Annotated in this window: 15 protein-coding genes; 9 read left to right on the top strand and 6 right to left on the bottom strand. The window is 61.5% G+C overall.

Annotated features, from left to right (window positions below; genetic code table 11):
* Positions 1–74: 74 nt before the first annotated feature.
* Together GOQ25_RS06180 and greB are read left to right on the top strand one after the other, a co-directional pair.
* On the top strand, positions 75–920 hold the full coding sequence (locus GOQ25_RS06180) for a 3',5'-nucleoside bisphosphate phosphatase (protein ID WP_160349584.1): 846 nt from the start codon (positions 75–77) through the stop codon (positions 918–920).
* A gap of 7 nt (positions 921–927) precedes the next feature.
* Positions 928–1,479 carry a transcription elongation factor GreB gene (gene greB, locus GOQ25_RS06175; protein WP_160349583.1) on the top strand — a complete coding sequence of 184 codons (552 nt, stop codon included), beginning with the start codon at positions 928–930 and terminating at the stop codon, positions 1,477–1,479.
* A gap of 22 nt (positions 1,480–1,501) precedes the next feature.
* Here the strand turns inward: greB and GOQ25_RS06170 are convergent, their stop codons facing one another.
* Positions 1,502–2,467, bottom strand: a complete 966-nt coding sequence (locus GOQ25_RS06170; protein WP_160349582.1) for a LysR family transcriptional regulator — start codon at positions 2,465–2,467, stop codon at positions 1,502–1,504.
* A 118-nt stretch (positions 2,468–2,585) separates the two neighbouring features.
* On the opposite strand from GOQ25_RS06170, the gene GOQ25_RS06165 reads away from it, so the two are divergent.
* A complete protein-coding gene (locus GOQ25_RS06165; protein ID WP_160349581.1) occupies positions 2,586–3,662 on the top strand; it encodes a TauD/TfdA family dioxygenase in 1,077 nt (358 codons plus the stop codon).
* A 46-nt stretch (positions 3,663–3,708) separates the two neighbouring features.
* Complete coding sequence (locus GOQ25_RS06160; RefSeq protein ID WP_160349580.1) at positions 3,709–4,719, top strand: tripartite tricarboxylate transporter substrate binding protein; 1,011 nt, start codon at positions 3,709–3,711, stop codon at positions 4,717–4,719.
* A gap of 97 nt (positions 4,720–4,816) precedes the next feature.
* On the opposite strand, the gene GOQ25_RS06155 is transcribed toward GOQ25_RS06160, so the two are convergent.
* From GOQ25_RS06155 to GOQ25_RS06145, 3 genes are all read right to left on the bottom strand, one after another.
* A complete protein-coding gene (locus tag GOQ25_RS06155; protein ID WP_160349579.1) occupies positions 4,817–5,845 on the bottom strand; it encodes a DctP family TRAP transporter solute-binding subunit in 1,029 nt (342 codons plus the stop codon).
* Between the two features lie 62 nt (positions 5,846–5,907).
* A complete protein-coding gene (locus GOQ25_RS06150; RefSeq protein ID WP_160349578.1) occupies positions 5,908–7,206 on the bottom strand; it encodes a TRAP transporter large permease in 1,299 nt (432 codons plus the stop codon).
* Positions 7,203–7,742, bottom strand: coding sequence for a TRAP transporter small permease (locus GOQ25_RS06145; RefSeq protein ID WP_160349577.1), 540 nt, complete (start codon positions 7,740–7,742; stop codon positions 7,203–7,205). Before GOQ25_RS06145 ends, GOQ25_RS06150 begins: the two co-directional genes overlap by 4 nt.
* A gap of 414 nt (positions 7,743–8,156) precedes the next feature.
* Here GOQ25_RS06145 and purL point away from each other — a divergent pair, with 414 nt between their 5' ends.
* From purL to GOQ25_RS06125, 4 genes are all read left to right on the top strand, one after another.
* Positions 8,157–12,206, top strand: coding sequence for a phosphoribosylformylglycinamidine synthase (gene purL / locus GOQ25_RS06140; RefSeq protein WP_160349576.1), 4,050 nt, complete (start codon positions 8,157–8,159; stop codon positions 12,204–12,206).
* 34 nt (positions 12,207–12,240) lie between these two features.
* The gene (locus GOQ25_RS06135) at positions 12,241–12,438 is read left to right on the top strand and encodes a YqaE/Pmp3 family membrane protein (RefSeq protein ID WP_160349575.1); all 198 of its coding nucleotides are present in this window, start codon (positions 12,241–12,243) and stop codon (positions 12,436–12,438) included.
* Between the two features lie 142 nt (positions 12,439–12,580).
* Positions 12,581–14,047: a M20 family metallopeptidase gene (locus GOQ25_RS06130; RefSeq protein ID WP_160349574.1), complete on the top strand. Its 1,467-nt coding sequence runs from the start codon at positions 12,581–12,583 to the stop codon at positions 14,045–14,047.
* 21 nt (positions 14,048–14,068) lie between these two features.
* Entirely contained in the window at positions 14,069–14,626 is a 558-nt protein-coding gene (locus tag GOQ25_RS06125; protein WP_160349573.1) for a DUF1415 domain-containing protein, read from the top strand.
* Between the two features lie 79 nt (positions 14,627–14,705).
* Here GOQ25_RS06125 and GOQ25_RS06120 read toward each other — a convergent pair whose 3' ends face one another.
* Positions 14,706–15,461 carry an SDR family NAD(P)-dependent oxidoreductase gene (locus GOQ25_RS06120; protein WP_160349572.1) on the bottom strand — a complete coding sequence of 252 codons (756 nt, stop codon included), beginning with the start codon at positions 15,459–15,461 and terminating at the stop codon, positions 14,706–14,708.
* 141 nt (positions 15,462–15,602) lie between these two features.
* On the opposite strand from GOQ25_RS06120, the gene GOQ25_RS06115 reads away from it, so the two are divergent.
* Positions 15,603–16,493 (top strand): AraC family transcriptional regulator, encoded by an 891-nt coding sequence (locus GOQ25_RS06115; protein ID WP_160349571.1) that lies wholly within the window; start codon positions 15,603–15,605, stop codon positions 16,491–16,493.
* Here the strand turns inward: GOQ25_RS06115 and GOQ25_RS06110 are convergent.
* Positions 16,490–17,983: a M81 family metallopeptidase gene (locus tag GOQ25_RS06110; RefSeq protein ID WP_160349570.1), complete on the bottom strand. Its 1,494-nt coding sequence runs from the start codon at positions 17,981–17,983 to the stop codon at positions 16,490–16,492. The two genes, GOQ25_RS06115 and GOQ25_RS06110, sit on opposite strands and share 4 nt — an antisense overlap.
* Between the last annotated feature and the right edge of the window lie 4 nt (positions 17,984–17,987).

The raw sequence follows: 17,987 nt of genomic DNA, 5'->3' as shown, positions 1-17,987 counted from the left end.
GAGGCACGGCTGTGTTTATGGCGGCTCGTCGCTTAGCGCTTGTCGGCCCGGTGTGCAGCCGTACAATACCCGCTATGGATCCTACCGCCTTGAATATCGACCTGCATTGCCATTCCACGGTGTCTGACGGCATTATGCCGCCAGCGGAAGTGGCGCGGCGCGCACATGCGAATGGGGTGGATGTGTGGGCATTGACCGACCATGACGAAGTGGGCGGTCTGGCCGAGGCGCAAGCCACCGCGCGGGAACTGGGTATGCGGTTCGTTACGGGCAGCGAGATATCCGTGACTTGGTGCGGCCAGACCGTGCACATTGTCGGCCTGGGGTTCGATGCCAGCAACGCCACGTTGGTTAACGGCTTGCGGCGCACGCGCGCGGGGCGCGCCGAACGCGCCCGCCGGATGGGTGATCGACTGGCGGAAATGGGCATGCCCGGCGCCTACGAAGGCGCAATTCCGCTGGCTGGAAACCCGGAGCTTGTCAGTCGCACCCATTTCGCGCGCTATCTGGTTCAGGCCGGCTATTGTCCCGACGTGCAAACCGTATTCAACAAATTCCTCGGTGACGACTGCCCGGGGCATGTGCCGATGCAATGGGCGACGCTCTCTGACGCGGTAGGCTGGATCAGAGGCGCGGGCGGCCGCGCGGTGATCGCGCATCCGGGGCGATATAAATACTCCATCCTGCAGTTTCAGGCGTTATTCGATGAATTCCTTCAACTAGGCGGGGAAGGCATCGAGGTCGTGACCGGTAGCCACACCCCGGATGAAGCGCGCCACTATGCCGGCGTGGCACGGCGTTATGGGTTTCTGGCCTCGCGTGGATCCGACTTCCATAGTCCAACGGAGAGCAAGGCGGATCTTGGCGCCTTGCCACCCTTGCCCGATGACTTAAAGCCCGTGTGGCACGATTGGTTCTAGGCGACGAATGAACAAGGCTTTTGTTAAAGAGTCCGATCGCGACGACGACGAGGAATTGCCCGAAGCGCAGGCGCTGCCCACGGGTACACGCAACTATATGACGCCCGAGGGCTATGCCCGTTTGCGCGATGAGTTGGCGCATCTGATGAACGTCGAGCGTCCTTCTGTGGTGCAAGTCGTATCCTGGGCGGCATCAAACGGCGACCGTTCGGAAAACGGCGACTATCTGTACGGCAAGAAGCGCCTGCGCGAAATCGACCGGCGCATGCGATTCCTCACGAAACGCCTGGACATTGCCGAGGTTGTCGATCCCGCCGCCCAGCCTAATCGTGATCAAGTTTTCTTTGGCGCTACGGTGACCTACGCCGATCAGAACGGCGAGGAGCAAACCGTCACCATCGTCGGCGTGGACGAAGCCGAGCCGCTGGCGGGCAAGATCAGCTGGATTTCGCCCGTTGCGCGCGCGTTGATCAAAGCGCGCGAGGGCGACACAGTCGTGTTGCGCACGCCTGGCGGTGTGCAGGAACTCGATATTCTCGAGGTTCGCTACCCAGACTAGCGCTTTGGTCCAAGCAGCACCGCTATCCCGCGAATTCCCGCATCCTGGCTTCGTTAAACGCCACATCAACTTGGGCGTGTACATCGATACGCTGGACCGCGCGTGTCATGGCTTCGAGCATTGCATAGGCCGAAGGCGACAGGGCTCGGCCGCGTTTTTTCACTATGTACAGGTTCCTGCGCAATACCGGTTGACGTAGGGGCTTGAATTTCAAGCCCGCTGTCACTAGCGGCGCCGCAGCCAGCGCTGGTAGGGCGGCGTAACCAAGTCCGCGTTGCAGCAATGGCAAAAGCGTGGACATCGATCCCACTTCATAAGCGGGTTTCTTATACCGCGTGGCGATGCGAGGATGTAGATCGACCAGCGCCCGTATCCCGTTAGAGGGATGCAGGGCCACCATGGTGTGCGAGGCCAGACGACTCCAGGGCATGGGCGAGTCTTCCTGAGCGAGTGCGTGGCCGCTGTGATAGACCGCGCCATAGTCGTCCGTCAGTATCAGTGTGCTGTCGAGCTCGGGTACGGTCTGGAACAGCGTCGTTACGCCAAAATCCGCATCACCCCCTAGTACGAGCCGACAGACGCCTTCCGTGGTTTCCTCGCGCATCCGTACGCTGATGCCCGGATACCGCGAGGCCATCTCCATCACTGCGGGTGACATCACATAGTTGATGAACGAAGCCGCCGCCGCGACCACGGCCGAGCCGCGCTGTCGCGTGACCGTCAGGCGCAGTTCTTCGAGCGACTCGGTCAGATCACGCAGCATGCGCTCGGCCGCTGGCAAGAACTGCGTGCCCTGAGCCGTCAACAGCACCGCGCGCGTCGAACGATCAAAGAGACGCACACCGATCTCGCTCTCCAGAATCTTGATCGATGTGGTGAGCGTGGACTGTGTCACGTGCAGCTTTTCAGAGGCGCGTGTGAAGCTGCCTTCGCGGGCAACGGCGGTGAAGGCGCGCAACTGCTTGAGCGTGATGTTGGCGGAACTCATCTATTGAATGAAGCGATAAGTTAATAAATATTATTCGTTTGGAGCGATCCGGGTCGCTCAGTAGACTTATAGCCACGTTTTAGCAATGCCACAAGATGCTTGAGTGAAGGAGACCACGATGCAACAGCTTGCCAACGTGCAGGAAGATCTGCCGCCCGCGCGCCTGACCAGCCCCGGTGCTTGGCTGGGTGCGGAAATGGCGCGGGACACCCGATGGATTGAAGTCCTGACGCCCACCGAAATCGAGGAGATCGATGCCGCCATCCGGCACCACCTCACCTCCGGCCGAACCTTCGCTGATATTTCGCCAGAGACCTTTCTGCTACCCACGCTCGGACCGCGTCTGAAGGATATGCTGCAAGAGGTGCTCAACGGCCGGGGGTTTGTGTTGCTACGCGGCTTTCCGGTTGAGCGCTATACGACCGAGCAGGCGGCCATCGCGTACCTCGGGATTGGTTCTTGGTTCGGCAGTTTCCGCTCGCAAAATGCAGCCGGGCATTTGCTGGGCCATGTTCGTGATACGGGTGCCGACATCAATCAGCCGGCGACTCGTTACTATCAGACGAACCGGCAGCTGGAATATCACACCGACTCGTGCGACATCGTCGGTCTGATGTGTTTGAAAACTTCCAAGTCTGGCGGCGAGAGTCGTATCGTCAGTTCCTATTCGATCTACAACGCCATGATGGAACGCCGGCCCGACCTCGCGGCGGAGCTGTTCCATGCGTTTCCCACGGATCGTCGCGGCGAAGTCCCCGACGGGCAAAAACCCTGGTTCGATGTGCCGGTGTTCAACTGGTTCGACGGACAGCTCACCACTATCTATGTGGGCCAATACATCCGCAGTGCACAGAAAAACTTCCCACAGGCGCGTCGTCTGACCGAGCGGGAGATCGAGGCGCTCGCCATGCTCGACGAGCTGGCCAACGATCCGCAGTTCTGTCTGCAAATGGAGTTCCTGCCCGGCGACATACAGTTCCTGCATAACCATCAAATCCTGCACTCGCGCACCGATTTCGAAGATTGGCCCGAGCCGGAGCGCAAACGTCATTTGCTGCGCCTATGGTTAGCGCCCAAGGAAGCGCGTGCCTTGCCGCCGTCGTTCGCGGCGCGCTATGGCTCGCTGACGCCGGGTGAGCGCGGCGGCATTATTGTGAAAGGCACGACGCTGACTTTTGCCTTGCAACCGGCTTGAGCCGGATCGAGGGCATGATGTTGGCCGGTTGGAGGGGGACAAATATATGAAAAGACGTGAATTTCTAGGCGGTGTCGCGACCGCCATGGCGGGTGCGCTCGGCGCAACACACTCTATGCGAGCGTGGGCAGCGGAGGCGAGTGCCGCCGCGACTAATTGGCCGAGCCAGCCACTGCGCATCATCAACCCATACCCGCCAGGCGGGATCGTGGATATTCTGGCGCGGTTGGTCGGGGCGGAAATCAGTAAAACGCTGGGGCAACCCATTATTGTGGAGGACAAGCCCGGGGCCGGTGGCAATATCGGTACCGCGTTCGTGGCGCGGGCCTCGGGCGATCCCTATACGCTGCTGTTAGGCGCGAGCGGCCCTTTGGCAATCAATGTCTCGCTGCAGAAAAATCTGACTTACGACTCCACCCGTGATTTCACCCCGATCTCGCTGATCGCCGCGACGCCGCTGGTGTTGGTCACCGGCAGCCAATCGGGCATCAATTCGTTTGATCAGCTGATGAGCCGGATGCAAGACGCCAAGAATCCGCCCTTTTATGGTTCGGCGGGAACAGGCACACCGCAGCACCTGGCCGGCGAATTGTTAAAGCAGCGAACCGGTGGTCATGCCACGCATGTTGCGTACAAAGGTGGGGCGCCCGCCGTGGTCGCGGTGATTGGCGGCGAGGTGTTGTATTCGTTCGAAAATCTCGCGCTTGTGCAGCCGCATCTGCAAAGTGGAAAGATGAAGGCGCTGGCCGTCTCGAGCGCGCGCCGGACCGTGCAGCTACCGGATGTGCCCACGGTGGCCGAATCGGGCGTGGATGGCTTCGAGGCGCGGGGATGGTATGGTCTGTTGGCGCCCGCCAACATCGATCCGCAGATCACCAAGCGCTTGACCGAGGCGACCATGCAAGCGGCGAGCGTGCCGTCTGTGCGTTCCGTCATTGCTTCGTTTGGCTCTGAAAACGTGTCGACGGGCGGCGAGGATTTCTCGCGGCTCATCGCTGCAGAGATCGCCAAGTGGCGTGACATCATTCAGGCCGGCAACATCAAGCTTGAAGGCTGAAAAAAACACGGACGCCTGATGGCGTCCGTGCCGGATGCAAACACTTGCGTACTTGCCTCCCCAGGCGGTGTGACCGCCGATCCCCTTGGGTTACTGCTTATTTGTTGCGTGCCGCGATCGATTTCTCGGCCAGGTCGACCAGTTCGTTGCCCACGCGAGGCTTCCACTTTTCGTAGACGGGTTTGGTGGCCTCGACAAACGCCTTGTGTTGATCTTCGTTAAGCGTGGTGATGGTGACGCCATGGCTCTCGATCTCCTTGAGCAAGGAGGGATCTTCCGGCGTTACCCCTTTACGGGCGATAGCGATTTCCTTTTTTGCGGCTTCCAGTGCGGCTTCGCGCACGATTTTGCGATCTTCTTCCGACCAGGACTCCCAGACCTCGCGATTGACCACGAATACCAGTGGGTCGGCGACATAGTTCCAGAGCGTCAGGTATTTCTGGGCCACATCGTATAGCTTTGCACCGGTATAAATCGATAGGGGATTCTCCTGACCATCGACCGCGCCGCTGGCCAGGGCCGGCTGCGCATCGGCCCAGCTCATTTGCGTGGGGTTGGCGCCCAGGGCGGTGAACGTGTCGATGAAAAGCGGCGAGCCGACCACGCGCAGCTTCATGCCCTTCATGTCCTCGGGTTTGGAGATGACCCGGCGCGAATTGCTGAGCTGGCGATAGCCGTTCTCGCCCCAGGCCAGCGGCACGACGCCGGCTTTCTCGATCACCTTGAACAGTTCTTTGCCGACTTCGCCTTGCACCAATGCGTCGATGGCCGCGTAATCGGGCATCAAGAAGGGCAGGGAGAACAGGTTTAGCTGCTTTACCTGCGGGGACCAGTTGATGGTCGAGCCGACGGCCATGTCGATGACCCCTTGCCGGATCGCGGTGAACTCGCGCGTCTGATCGCCCTGGACCAAAGAGGTGCCGGGGTAGACCTTGATATTGATGCGGCCGTTGGTCCGCTCGCGAACCAGATCCGACCAGATCACCGCGCCCTGGCCCCAAGGGAATGTGGTGCCGACGACGATGGACAGCTTGTACTCGGGCTTGTAATCGCGCGCCTGTGCTGGCGCTAAGGCAAACGCCGTTGCCGCAACGAGAGCAGCGCAAAATAGCTTGTGTAGTTTCATCGGTTTGTCTCCTTATGTTTGTCTAATCTGTGCGTTATTGGAACGCCAACTGCGCCTCCTGGCTAGTACCCCAATTGATGCGGCAGCCATAACGCGAGCTGCGGAAACACGATCACCGCTACCAACACCACGAACATGGCCGCCAGCAGCCATAGCACCCATCGCGTCGTCGATTCCATGGGCACGCGCGCAATGCGGCAGGACACCATCAAGTTGACTGCCAAGGGTGGCGTGAACTGACCGAGTGCGACCATCAGGGTCAGAATGACACCGAACCATACCGTGTTCCAGCCATACGCATCGGCTATCGGCATCAGAAGCGGTACAAAAATCAGGAATATCGAGATGCCGTCGAGGAACATGCCCATCACCATCAGAAGCAGTACCAATAACGACATCACACCCCATTCGCCCAAGCCAGAGTTGACGATGGCATGCGTGATCGGGTCGATGATGCTCAGCGTCGACAAGGCCCACGCGAATATGCCCGCCAACGCCACCACCATCATGATGACGGCCGACAGTTCCGCCGCCTCGCGCAGGATCGTATAAAGATCCCGCACGCGTATCGTGCGATGAATAAACATGCCGACAAACAGCCCGTAGAACACGGCGACCACGGCGGCCTCGGTGGGTGTGAACCAGCCCAGCCGCATGCCGCCCAGAATCAGCACCGGCGCGGCCAGCCCCCACACCGCCTCGCGCAGGCTCGCCCAGAAAGGCGGGCGAGGCAGATGGGATTCATGAATGCCAAGTTTGTACTTACGCGAAAGCCACACCGCGGGCACGATCAGCGCGATCCCCGCCAGCAGCCCCGGCACCATGCCAGCGGCAAACAGGGCGGGGACGGACGCCCCGGGCACCAGGACCGAATAAATAATGAAGGCGATAGACGGTGGAATCAGAATATCCGTCGCCGCGCCCGCCGCGACGACCGAGGCGGAAAACGACGCCGGATAGCCCGCACGCGACATGGCGGCGATCATGACCGCGCCCACTGCAGCCGCGCACGCCGGTCCCGAACCGGAAATCCCACCCAAGAACATCGCCACGGCGATCGCGATCAGTGGCAGCATGCCCGATCCTCGGCCTACGATGGCGATGGCTAAGTCCACCAGCCGCCGCGCCACGCCAGAGCGATCAAAGATCGAGCCGACCAGAACAAACATCGGAATCGCTAAAAGCGGGTATTTCGCCAGGCCTGCATAAAAATTCTGCGGCACGGCCAGCAGGCCGAACCAAGCCACGTCCAGGTTAGACAGCGCGATGGCCAGCGTGCCCGCGATTCCCAATGCCACGCCCACCGGCACGCCGATAATCATCAAGATAGCGAAAACGACGAACAGCAGCGCAGCGATCATTGCACAGCGCCTCGCAGCAGACGGCGCAGGATGCCCAACGTACGCAACGTGATTGCCGCGGACATGGCGGGCAACCAGATTGAATACCACCACGTTGGCACCCCGATGGCGGGGGAGGTGTCTTCATACCGATATTCATCCCACACCAGACGGGCGGACAGCACGGTGAGCAGTATGAAAAACAGCAGAACGATCGTGTGCGAGGTGATAGCCAGGCCCCGTCTGCGCGCGGGTGTCCCGCCATCGGCGAAGGCTTCGATACGAATGTGGTGGTTCCTGACAAAGGCACTGCTCGCACCGGCCATGGTCAGCACAATCAAGAGAAACACCGAGATCTCTTCAGTCCAGGCGAACGACTGGTCGGTGAAGTAACGCACCAGCACGTTGCCCAGCGTGATCAAAGCCAGAGTGGCCAGCACGCCCACGGCGAGCCCGTCCTCGATGGCCAGCGGCACTTTCACTGGCGGGTCGGGTTCGACTGCGATGATGGGCTCAGGGGAAGACGGCGGGTCAACGGGAACGTCAGGACGGGACATGGATAACGAACTGCCTGGACATAAAACGCGGACAAACAGCGTTGACCTTTCCTTATGGGAGGCGGCCAACGCCATCCAGTCCACCCTTGCGATGCGAACTTGCAGCATCCTACCTGCATGAATGGCGCAAGGTAGTGCGTGTTTTCCCGTGGGTGAATGGCAGGCGCCTATGCTGCGGGGCGGCAATTTCGCCGTCATTCCGCCCGTGAGTGCAGGCAGGATTCAGGTGAATCGCGCCAGCGCCACCGCCTTTTTGCGCCGCAAAAAACGGGGGCAGGGTGACGATCCCACGAATTTGTAACGGAGGCAGCGGCTCAATTGCAGCTTCTTTTTGCTCCGCCGCTTCGGGAAAACCCCTGAAAAGGTAAAATGCTGCTTTTGCTTCTATTCACTTCTCCAAACGGCGCCCGCATCGTGTCTCTCGTCCAGCATTTGCCCGGTTCATCTGTCCTTTCCGCCTTCCGCCGTGAGCGTCTCCTGGCACAGCTGCGAGAGGCGGGCCTGCCCGTCGCGGATATTTCCGCTCGCTACGAGCATTTTGTCAGCACGGAGGCGGCGCTCGATGCCGCACAACAGCAACAGCTGACCCAGCTGCTCGACTACGGCACGGCCGACGCGATCGAGCCGCCGGCCAAGAGCCTGTCGCTGCTGGTGATTCCGCGCCTGGGCACGATTTCGCCGTGGGCCAGTAAGGCCACCGACATCGCGCACAACTGCGGCTTGGATGCCGTGCGGCGCATCGAGCGCGGCATCCGCTATTTCCTGGTCCCGGAAAAAGGCCTGCTCGGCACGAAGTCCATCGATGACGCCATGCTGGCGCGCGCGGCCGACTGCCTGCATGACCGCATGACCGAGACCGTGGTGGGCGCCGATTTTGACAGCCAGGCGCTCTTCCAGCCGCTGGCGGGCAAGCCGATGCGTACCGTCGCGGTGCAAGCCCAGGGACGCGATGCGCTGGTCGAAGCCAACACTACGCTGGGTCTGGCGCTGTCGGAAGACGAAATCGACTACCTTGCGCAGTCCTTCACCACCCTGGGCCGTGATCCGACCGATGTCGAACTGATGATGTTCGCCCAGGCTAATAGCGAACACTGCCGCCACAAGATCTTTAACGCGCAATGGGTCATCGACGGCCAGCCGCAGTCCGAAACCCTGTTCGGCATGATCCGCGCCACGCACAAGGCCCAGCCGCAAGGCACGGTCATCGCCTATTCGGATAACGCCGCCGTGATGGAAGGGGGCCCCGCGCAGCGATTCCAGGCTGGCGTGCCGACCGATGATGGCCAGGGCAGCGAAGCCGCGCGCTACGTGCGCCGCGACGCGCTCGTGCACACCTTGATGAAGGTCGAAACGCACAACCACCCGACCGCGATCGCGCCTTTCCCGGGCGCGTCCACGGGTGCGGGCGGCGAAATCCGCGACGAAGGCGCGACCGGCCGGGGTTCCAAGCCCAAGGCCGGCCTGACCGGCTTTACCGTGTCGCATCTGCGCTTTCCCGACGCGATTCAACCGTGGGAAGCCGACCATCACGGTTTGCCCGACCGTATCGCCTCGCCCCTGTCCATCATGATCGATGGCCCCATCGGCGGCGCGGCCTTCAATAACGAATACGGTCGTCCGAACCTGCTGGGTTACTTCCGTACCTACGAGCAAACCGCTGGCGATACGCGCTGGGGCTATCACAAGCCCATCATGATCGCGGGTGGTCTGGGCAGCATCGACGCCGAGCTGACCAAGAAAGAAATCATCCCTCCCGGTGCCTTGCTGATTCAGTTGGGCGGCCCCGGCTTCCGTATCGGCATGGGCGGCGGCGCGGCTTCCAGTATCAGCATGGGCAGCAACTCCGCCGAGCTGGATTTCGACTCCGTGCAACGTGGCAACCCGGAAATCGAGCGCCGCGCACAAGAAGTCATCGACCGCTGCTGGCAGCAAGGCAATAACAACCCCATCCTGGCGATTCACGACGTGGGCGCGGGTGGCTTGTCGAATGCCTTCCCCGAGCTCGTCAACGATGCCGGTCGTGGCGCCGTGTTCGATCTGAAACGCGTCCCGGTAGAAGAATCCGGCTTGTCGCCCGCCGAAATCTGGAGCAATGAGTCGCAGGAACGCTATGTTCTGTCGATTCTGCCCCAGGACCTGGCCCGTTTCGACGCCATCGCCCGCCGCGAACGTTGCCCCTATGCCGTTGTCGGCGTCGCCACCGAAGAGCGCCAACTGCGCGTGGTCGATGGCGAGGGTCTGCCCGGTTTGGACGAATTGATTCAGGCTTCCGAAGCGAACGCCCGCCCGGTCGATGTGCCCATCGATGTGATCCTCGGCAAACCGCCCCGCATGACACGCGATGTCAAGCGTCTGCCCGGCGTGTCCGAGCCGCTGGATCTCGTCGGCATCGATCTGACCGAGGCCGCCTACCGCGTGTTGCGCCACCCGACCGTGGCCAATAAATCGTTCCTCATCACCATCGGCGATCGTACCGTGGGTGGCCTGTCCAGCCGCGATCAAATGGTCGGCCCGTGGCAAGTCCCCGTCGCCGATTGCGCGGTGACGTTGGCTGATTACGAGGGATTCCGTGGCGAAGCCATGGCCATGGGCGAACGCACGCCGCTGGCCGTGCTGAATGCACCGGCTTCAGGGCGTATGGCCGTGGCCGAAGCGCTGACCAACCTCGCGGCCGCCGATGTGGCGCGTCTGGAAGACATCAAGCTGTCCGCTAACTGGATGGCCGCTTGCGGCGTCGAGGGCCAGGACGCCGCGCTCTATGACACCGTTTCTGCTGTCAGCGAACTGTGCCAGGCCACGGGTCTGTCGATCCCGGTCGGTAAGGATTCGCTGTCGATGAAGACCACCTGGAACCAGGACGGCGAAAATCGCCAGGTCGTGGCGCCGGTGTCGCTGATCGTCACCGCGTTCTCGCCGGTGGGCGATGTGCGCAACAGCCTCACGCCGCAACTGCGCGCCGAGGCGGGCGACAGTGTGTTGATCGTGATCGACCTGGGTCGTGGCCGGCATCGCATGGGCGGGTCCATCCTGGCTCAGGCGTTCAATCAAGTCGGCGAAAACGTGCCCGATATCGACTCGCCGCAGGATCTGCGTGCGTTCTTCGTGACGATCCGTACGCTGGCCGAAGCCGGCGTGCTGCTGGCCTATCACGATCGTTCCGATGGCGGTCTGTTCGCCACGCTGTGCGAAATGGCGTTTGCTGGCCGCACCGGTATTTCGGTGAACCTGGATATGCTCACCTTCGACGCCAATTCGGCCGACTGGGGCGACTACAAGATCCGTCCGGAACAGGTCGCGGTACAACGCGACGAGCTGACACTGAAGGCGCTGTTCTGCGAAGAAGCCGGCGCTGTCATTCAAGTCCCTGCCTCCGAGCGTGATGCCGTCATGCAGGTGCTGCGTGGCGCAGGGTTGTCCGCGCATTCGCATGTGATTGGTGGCTTGAACGACTCCGATACCATCGAGTTCTATCGCGATGGCAAAAAGATCTGGAGCCAACCGCGCGCCGATCTGGGCCGCGCCTGGAGCGAAGTCAGCTATCGCATCATGTCGCGCCGCGATAACCCCGCCTGCGCGCAAGCCGAGCTGGACATCTGGAACGACACACAAGACCCCGGCTTGTCGCCGCGCGTCGCGTTCGATCCGCAAGAAGACATCGCCGCGCCGTTTATCGCCACCGGCAAGCGTCCGCGTGTCGCCATCCTGCGCGAGCAGGGTTGCAACAGCCAGGTGGAAATGGCCTGGGCGTTCGATACGGCAGGCTTTGACGCCATCGACGTGCATATGACGGATTTGCTGTCCGGTCGCATCGACCTCAGCACCATGCAAGGCCTGGTCGCCGTGGGCGGCTTTAGCTACGGCGACGTGTTGGGCGCGGGCGAGGGCTGGGCGCGTACGATCCGGTTCAACAGCCGTCTCTCGGATCAGTTTGCCGAGTACTTTGCCCGTCAGGATACGTTCGCGTTGGGCGTGTGCAATGGCTGCCAGATGATGGCGGCTCTCGCGCCCATGATTCCGGGCGCCGAGTTCTGGCCGCGCTTTACGCGCAACCAGTCGGAAAAATACGAAGCCCGTCTGTCGCTGGTCGAACTGACCGCGTCGCCCTCGATCTTTTTCAAAGGCATGGAAGGCACGCGCGTACCGGTCGCCGTGGCGCATGGCGAAGGCTATGCCGACTACAGCAAGCAAGGCGACGCCAGCCAAGTGCTGGTGGCCGCGTGCTTCATTGACCACCGTGGCAATCCTACCGAGGCCTATCCGTTCAACCCGAACGGCAGCCCGGGCGGCCAGACCTCGGTGACCACGGCCGATGGGCGCTTTACGGTCATCATGCCGCACCCCGAGCGTGTCACGCGAAATGTGATGATGTCTTGGGCGCCCAAGCAATGGGGCGAGGCCGATAGCGGCGGTGCGTTCACCCCCTGGATGCGTATGTTCCGTAATGCGCGGGTCTGGGTCGGCTAAGTCCGATACACACTCTTTGTGAGAGCTTTCGAATATGCGTTTGATTTTGGCCCTGTTGCTCCCTTGGTTGCAGTTTTTCACCATCGGCCGTCCCATCGCAGGCATCATCTGCCTGATTTTGCAATTGACCTTGATTGGCTGGGTGCCTGCGGCAATCTGGTCGGTGTATGCCCTCAACCAATACCACGTGGACAAAAAGATCGAGAAAGCGCTAGGCCCCAAACCTAGATAAAGCCACTGTATCGGCCCGGCTGTCCGGCGGCACGGCGGGGCCAAACCGCTCGCTTGCGGTGCACAGTCGGCGCCCGATGCTCAACTGTCGCGCGCGAAAGGCATAAAATGGGGTTTGCTCTCTTTCGTACAGGATCTGCGCCATGAATGCACGCATCCCCGACGACGCTCTGCCGCCGACCTTAGACCCCGACGCCTTGCAGGCGTTTGTCGATCGCCAATGGGACGACGAAATCGTCCCGGCGTTGACCGATTACATTGCAGTGCCGGCCAAGAGCCCGGCATTTGATCCCGACTGGGAAAAGAATGCGTACATCGAGCGCGTCGTGCGCGATGCCGCGCAGTGGGTCGAGTCCAAGAAAATCCATGGGCTGAAACTCGAGGTGGTGCGCCTGCCGGGTCGCACGCCGGTGATTTTCTTCGATGCGCCGGCCACGCGTGCGGATAATGGCGACACGGTGTTGTTGTATGGGCATCTGGACAAACAGCCCGAGTTCTCCGGCTGGCGGTCCGATCTAGGTCCGTGGACGCCGAAATACGAAGACGGCAAGCTGTATGGCCGTGGCGGCGCCGATGACGGCTATGCGATTTACGCGTCGATCACGGCGATCATGGCGCTGGACGCACAGGGCATCCCGCGTCCGCGATGCGTGGGCATCGTGGAAACCTGCGAGGAATCAGGCAGCTATGACCTGCTGCCCTACGTCGATGCGCTGCGCGACCGCCTTGGCAATGTCGCGTTGGTGGTGTGTCTGGACTCCGGCGCGGGCAACTACGATCAGCTGTGGATGACGACATCGCTGCGTGGCATGGTCGCGGGCACGCTGGAGGTGCAGGTGCTCGACGAGGGCGTGCACTCGGGCGATTCCAGCGGCGTGGTGCCGTCGAGCTTCCGCATTCTGCGTCATTTGCTGGATCGGCTTGAGGACAGTTCCACCGGCCGTTTGTTGCCGCAGAGCCTGCACTGCGAGATTCCCGCAGAACGCCGCGAGCAGGTCGTCGAAGCCGCCCGCATCCTGGGCGATGAAGTGTGGAGACGTTTCCCCTGGAGCTGTGGCGCGGATGGCAGTTTTGTGCTGCCGATGACCACCGAGCCCGAAGAAGCCTTGCTCAACCGTACATGGCGCCCCACGCTCTCGGTGACCGGCGCCGAAGGCCTGCCGCCCTTGACCAGCGCGGGCAATGTCTTGCGCCCGCGTACCTCGTTCAAGCTGTCGCTGCGCCTGCCGCCGCTGGTCGATGCCGCCGCCGCGTCGGACGAGATCAAACACTTGCTGGAAGCGGACTCTCCTTACAACGCCAAGGTCATCTTCAGCGCCGACCACAGCGCGACCGGTTGGAACGCCCCGGCTTCCGAGGCCTGGCTGACCCACGCGCTCGATGCGGCATCGCGTCAGTACTACGATGCGCCTTGCGGATATATCGGCCAGGGTGGCACCATTCCCTTGATGAGCTTGCTGCAACAGGGTTTCCCCAAAGCACAATTCATGGTGTGTGGCGTGCTGGGTCCACGATCGAACGCGCACGGCCCCAATGAATTCCTGCACGTGCCTTACGGCAAACGTCTGACCGCTTCCGTTGCGCAAATCATGGCGCAAATGCCGGTTTAATCTTTTTGATCGAGTAGATAAATGATTCACACCGACGGCGCCTATCAGCGTGTCATCGACGAGACCCGCCGATGGGTAGAGCAGGCCGTCATTGGCTTGAATCTCTGTCCTTTCGCAAAGGCCGTGCAGGTCAAGAACCAAGTGCGCTATGCGGTCAGCGACGCCACCGATGACGAGGGCGTGCTGACCGATCTGGAAAGCGAGTTGATGCTGATCTCGGAAGCCGCGCCCGAGGACATCGACACCACGCTGTTGATTCTGCCGGACGCGTTGAATGACTTCTATGACTTCAACGACTTTGAAGATTATTCCGAGCGTTTGCTCAAACGCATGCGTCTTGTCGGCGATTTCCAAGTCGCGACGTTTCATCCTGACTTTCAGTTTGCCGACACGAATCCCGACGACATAGAAAACTGTACGAATCGTTCGCCGCATCCGATTCTGCACATCTTGCGCGAAGACAGCATCGACCGGGCGGTGGAAGCCTTTGCCGACGCGTCGGAGATCTACGAGAAGAACATCGCGACGATGCAGCGTCTGGGCTGGGAGGGTTGGCGCAAGCTGATGTCGCAAGAATAGGCGCATCAAACCGGGCAGGCTCGCGATTAAAGAAGATCTGCCCGCGAGCCCGCCCGAACGAGACGCCTTGCGTGCGAGATCAGATCGCCTGTCCGCCCGACACCTCGATACGCTGCGCCGTTACCCAACGATTGTCGGCGGACAGCAGACTCGCGATCATGGGGCCAATGTCATCGGGCACGCCTACGCGGCCCAGCGCCGTCATCGCCGCGAACTGGCGGTTGAGCTCAGGGTTGTCGCGCACGACCCCGCCACCGAAATCGGTTTCGATAGCGCCCGGCGCCACCGTATTGACCGCGATGCCGCGCGGGCCTAGTTCCTTGGCCATATAGCGGGTCAGCACCTCGACCGCGCCTTTGGCGGCCGCGTAGACCGAGTACCCCGGTGCGCTGAAACGCGTCAGACCCGTGGACAGATTGATGATGCGTCCGCCGTCGGCGATGATCGGCAACAGCGTTTGCGTCAGGAAAAACACGCCCTTGAAGTGCACGTTGACCAGGCCGTCGAACTGCGCTTCGGTCAACTGATCAATCGTCGCGTAGTCGCCGTGGCCTGCGTTATTGACGAGATGATCGATCGTGTCGCGCGACCAGTTTTCGCGCAAGGCGGCGCGCAGGCTTTCCGCGAAGGCCACGAAGCTGGCAACGTTACCCGTATCCAAGCGCAGGGCGATTGCCTGGCGTCCCAGTGCTTGGATTTCTTCTACGACGGCTTGAGCTTCTTGTTCCTGGCTGCGATAGGTCAGGACGACATCGCCGCCGCGCTTGGCGATGCTCAATGCGGTGTTGCGGCCCAGGCCACGGCTGGCGCCGGTGATGAGGGAAATGGTGGTCATAGCGGTTCCTCGATTAAGTGGTGAAGAGGGTGGACAAATGATGCGCCGCCACGAGAAACACGCGTTGCCGGATATTGGGATTTTCTTGCCTGATTCTCCAACGGCCAGCCGAGAGTGCGCCATCGGCAGTAGACTCTGCGCATGGACTCCTTGCTCGATGCCGTCACGCGTTACACCGAGGCCCACGGCTTGCTGGAAGGCGTGGGGGTCACCCCTGTCGCGGGTTTGACAACCGTGCGTGCAGTGGCGCCCAGTGGGCTCGCGCACTCTATTCCGCGTCCACTGGTTTGCCTCATCCTGCAAGGCACAAAACACGTCACGCTGGGCCACCAGACCTTTATCTTCAATGCGGGCGACTCGCTCTTGATCACCGGCGATGTGCCCACCACAAGCCAGATCACGGCTGCGACCCTGGTCAAACCCTATCTGGCGCTGACCTTGGAACTCGATCTGGCGCTGATCGCCGAACTGACCGAACAGATCGCCGACAGCGGGCCCGAGGAAGAAAGTCCAATCCGAGTGATATCCACCGAGCGTGAAGTAGCGGACGCCGCATTGCGGCTGGTGCAACTGCTGGATCGTCCCGACGCGCTGGCCGTGTTACAGGCGCAACTCGTGCGTGAAATGCACTACTGGTTGCTCCAAGGAAAACATAGTCCCGCGATCAGACGTTTAGGCTTGAACCATGCCCCCGCCCGTCGTATCGCGCGAGCGGTAGCAGTGCTGCGGCGTGAATACACGCAGAAGCTGCGGATGGAAAAACTCGCCGACGTGGCGGGCATGAGTCCGTCGTCGTTCTACCAGCACTTTCGTCGCGCGACGTCGTTGTCTCCGCTGCAGTTTCAAAAGCAACTGCGCCTGATCGAGGCGCGCCGCCTGATGCATGGACAAGCCGCAACGGCTAGTCGTGCGGCTTTTGCCGTGGGCTATGAAAGCGTGCCGCAATTCACCCGGGACTATGCGCGATTCTTCGGCACGCCGCCCGCAAGGGATGTGCGAGCGGCGCGGCAAGACCAAGCCGTGTCGGCTTAACTCGCGAACGCTTGCCCCATTGGGCGCGTACGTATGCCAGGCGAAAGCCGCGTCCATGGCAGGTCCGCGCAGTCCGCCATCATGGGGCCGGGCGCTTTCGCCACGAGTACGGCTTCAGCAATCGGCTGAAAGTCCGCGCGGAAATGTACAGAGCTTTTGACCACCAGAATCTTCATGGCCTCTGGCTGTACGTTGCCAGTGCGAAATAGATTGCGGTCCAGCATCTGCGATTTACCTGAACTGACCACAACGCGCACGCCACCAATACGCAGACATACGACAGGCCCCACATCAGCCTGAACGCCATGCATCATCGGGCCATCAAAGCGGCATTTTCCATCCCCCACGTATTCGACGAGAAATTCGGCTAGCAAAGGTTCCACCCCGGCTACCTTGGATTTCCCGCCTAGCGAGAGTGTCACCTTGTTGCCCACGCCAGCAGCAATGGCTTGCTGGACGGCCTCGGGGTCCCAGAGCAGCCCCAGCGCGGCGTCCTGCGCATCCGCATCGATGAGCGCGCGCAGCATGCCGGTAGTGTTGGAGTCGCCGCCCGCACCCGGATTGTCCTGCGTATCGGCGATCACGACGGGCTTGGATGCATGTCTGGCCAAATCCTGCGCTTGCAGGATTGCTTCGGCGGGTGCCAGGAAGGGCACCGCCCATTCGGGTTCAGCCTGTTCGACGCGATCGTACAGCGCCTGCACCGCCGTGCGCAGCGCGTCAGGCTCGGTGCCGTGGCCCCATACGACAGGTCCGCATTCGGGGAAATCGGCCGCCGGAAAACCCGGAGTAAACGACAGCGACGCCAGCCCCGCCTCAGCTTCCAATGACGCCACGGCGTCGTAAATCGAACGCGCCGGTTCCAGCAGCGTGCACATGCCATTGATCGGAATAAGAAAGGGCAGACGCAGCGAGAAGGTATGCAGTTTGCCGCCGGCTTGCATCACTTGTTGAAGCAACCGATAGGCGTTGGCACCCGTGTCCGCCATGTCCACGTGCGGATAGCTGCGATACGCCACCATCGCCGTCGCGTCGCGCAGCATGCCGGCAGTGACGTTCGCGTGCAGGTCCAGACTCACCACGATGGGCATGTCGGGTCCCACACAGGCCCGCAGGCGCGCCAGCAGTTCGCCCTCGCCATCGTCCGCATCAACCGTCACCATGGCGCCGTGCAGATCCAGATAAATCGCGTCATATGTTGCTTTGCGCGCGGCCTCGACAATCTCGGTGGCGATCGTTTCGAATGCTCGGCGCGTCACATGCGCGGCCGGGCTGGCGGCGGCCCAGAGGACTGGCACGATCTCATGCCCGTCGGCTTGGGCGGCCTGCAAGAAGCCGCCCGCGGGGATGTTGACGCCCGCTAGCGCCAGCACCTCGTCGCCACGCGCCAGGGCAGGAAAGCCTTCGCCGCGCACGAAATTATCGTAATCGGTCGGCGTAGGCGCAAAGGTATTGGTTTCATGCTGGAAACCAGCGACCAGAATTCTCATGACA

Origin of the sequence: Bordetella sp. 15P40C-2 (genome assembly GCF_009763235.1) — a bacterium.
Taxonomy (GTDB): Bacteria; Pseudomonadota; Gammaproteobacteria; order Burkholderiales; family Burkholderiaceae_B; genus Bordetella_A.
The sequence above is the reverse complement of the archived record's forward strand: the minus strand, read 5'-3'. Positions and strand labels throughout refer to the sequence as shown.

Excerpts from the sequence above, each read along its gene's own strand:
- GOQ25_RS06180 (WP_160349584.1), top strand. The coding sequence starts at position 75 with ATGGATCCTACCGCCTTGAATATCGACCTGCATTGCCATTCCACGGTG.
- greB (WP_160349583.1), top strand. The coding sequence starts at position 928 with ATGAACAAGGCTTTTGTTAAAGAGTCCGATCGCGACGACGACGAGGAA.
- GOQ25_RS06170 (WP_160349582.1), bottom strand. The coding sequence starts at position 2,467 with ATGAGTTCCGCCAACATCACGCTCAAGCAGTTGCGCGCCTTCACCGCC.
- GOQ25_RS06165 (WP_160349581.1), top strand. The coding sequence starts at position 2,586 with ATGCAACAGCTTGCCAACGTGCAGGAAGATCTGCCGCCCGCGCGCCTG.
- GOQ25_RS06160 (WP_160349580.1), top strand. The coding sequence starts at position 3,709 with ATGAAAAGACGTGAATTTCTAGGCGGTGTCGCGACCGCCATGGCGGGT.
- GOQ25_RS06155 (WP_160349579.1), bottom strand. The coding sequence starts at position 5,845 with ATGAAACTACACAAGCTATTTTGCGCTGCTCTCGTTGCGGCAACGGCG.
- GOQ25_RS06150 (WP_160349578.1), bottom strand. The coding sequence starts at position 7,206 with ATGATCGCTGCGCTGCTGTTCGTCGTTTTCGCTATCTTGATGATTATC.
- GOQ25_RS06145 (WP_160349577.1), bottom strand. The coding sequence starts at position 7,742 with ATGTCCCGTCCTGACGTTCCCGTTGACCCGCCGTCTTCCCCTGAGCCC.
- GOQ25_RS06135 (WP_160349575.1), top strand. The coding sequence starts at position 12,241 with ATGCGTTTGATTTTGGCCCTGTTGCTCCCTTGGTTGCAGTTTTTCACC.
- GOQ25_RS06130 (WP_160349574.1), top strand. The coding sequence starts at position 12,581 with ATGAATGCACGCATCCCCGACGACGCTCTGCCGCCGACCTTAGACCCC.
- GOQ25_RS06125 (WP_160349573.1), top strand. The coding sequence starts at position 14,069 with ATGATTCACACCGACGGCGCCTATCAGCGTGTCATCGACGAGACCCGC.
- GOQ25_RS06120 (WP_160349572.1), bottom strand. The coding sequence starts at position 15,461 with ATGACCACCATTTCCCTCATCACCGGCGCCAGCCGTGGCCTGGGCCGC.
- GOQ25_RS06115 (WP_160349571.1), top strand. The coding sequence starts at position 15,603 with ATGGACTCCTTGCTCGATGCCGTCACGCGTTACACCGAGGCCCACGGC.
- GOQ25_RS06110 (WP_160349570.1), bottom strand. The coding sequence starts at position 17,983 with ATGAGAATTCTGGTCGCTGGTTTCCAGCATGAAACCAATACCTTTGCG.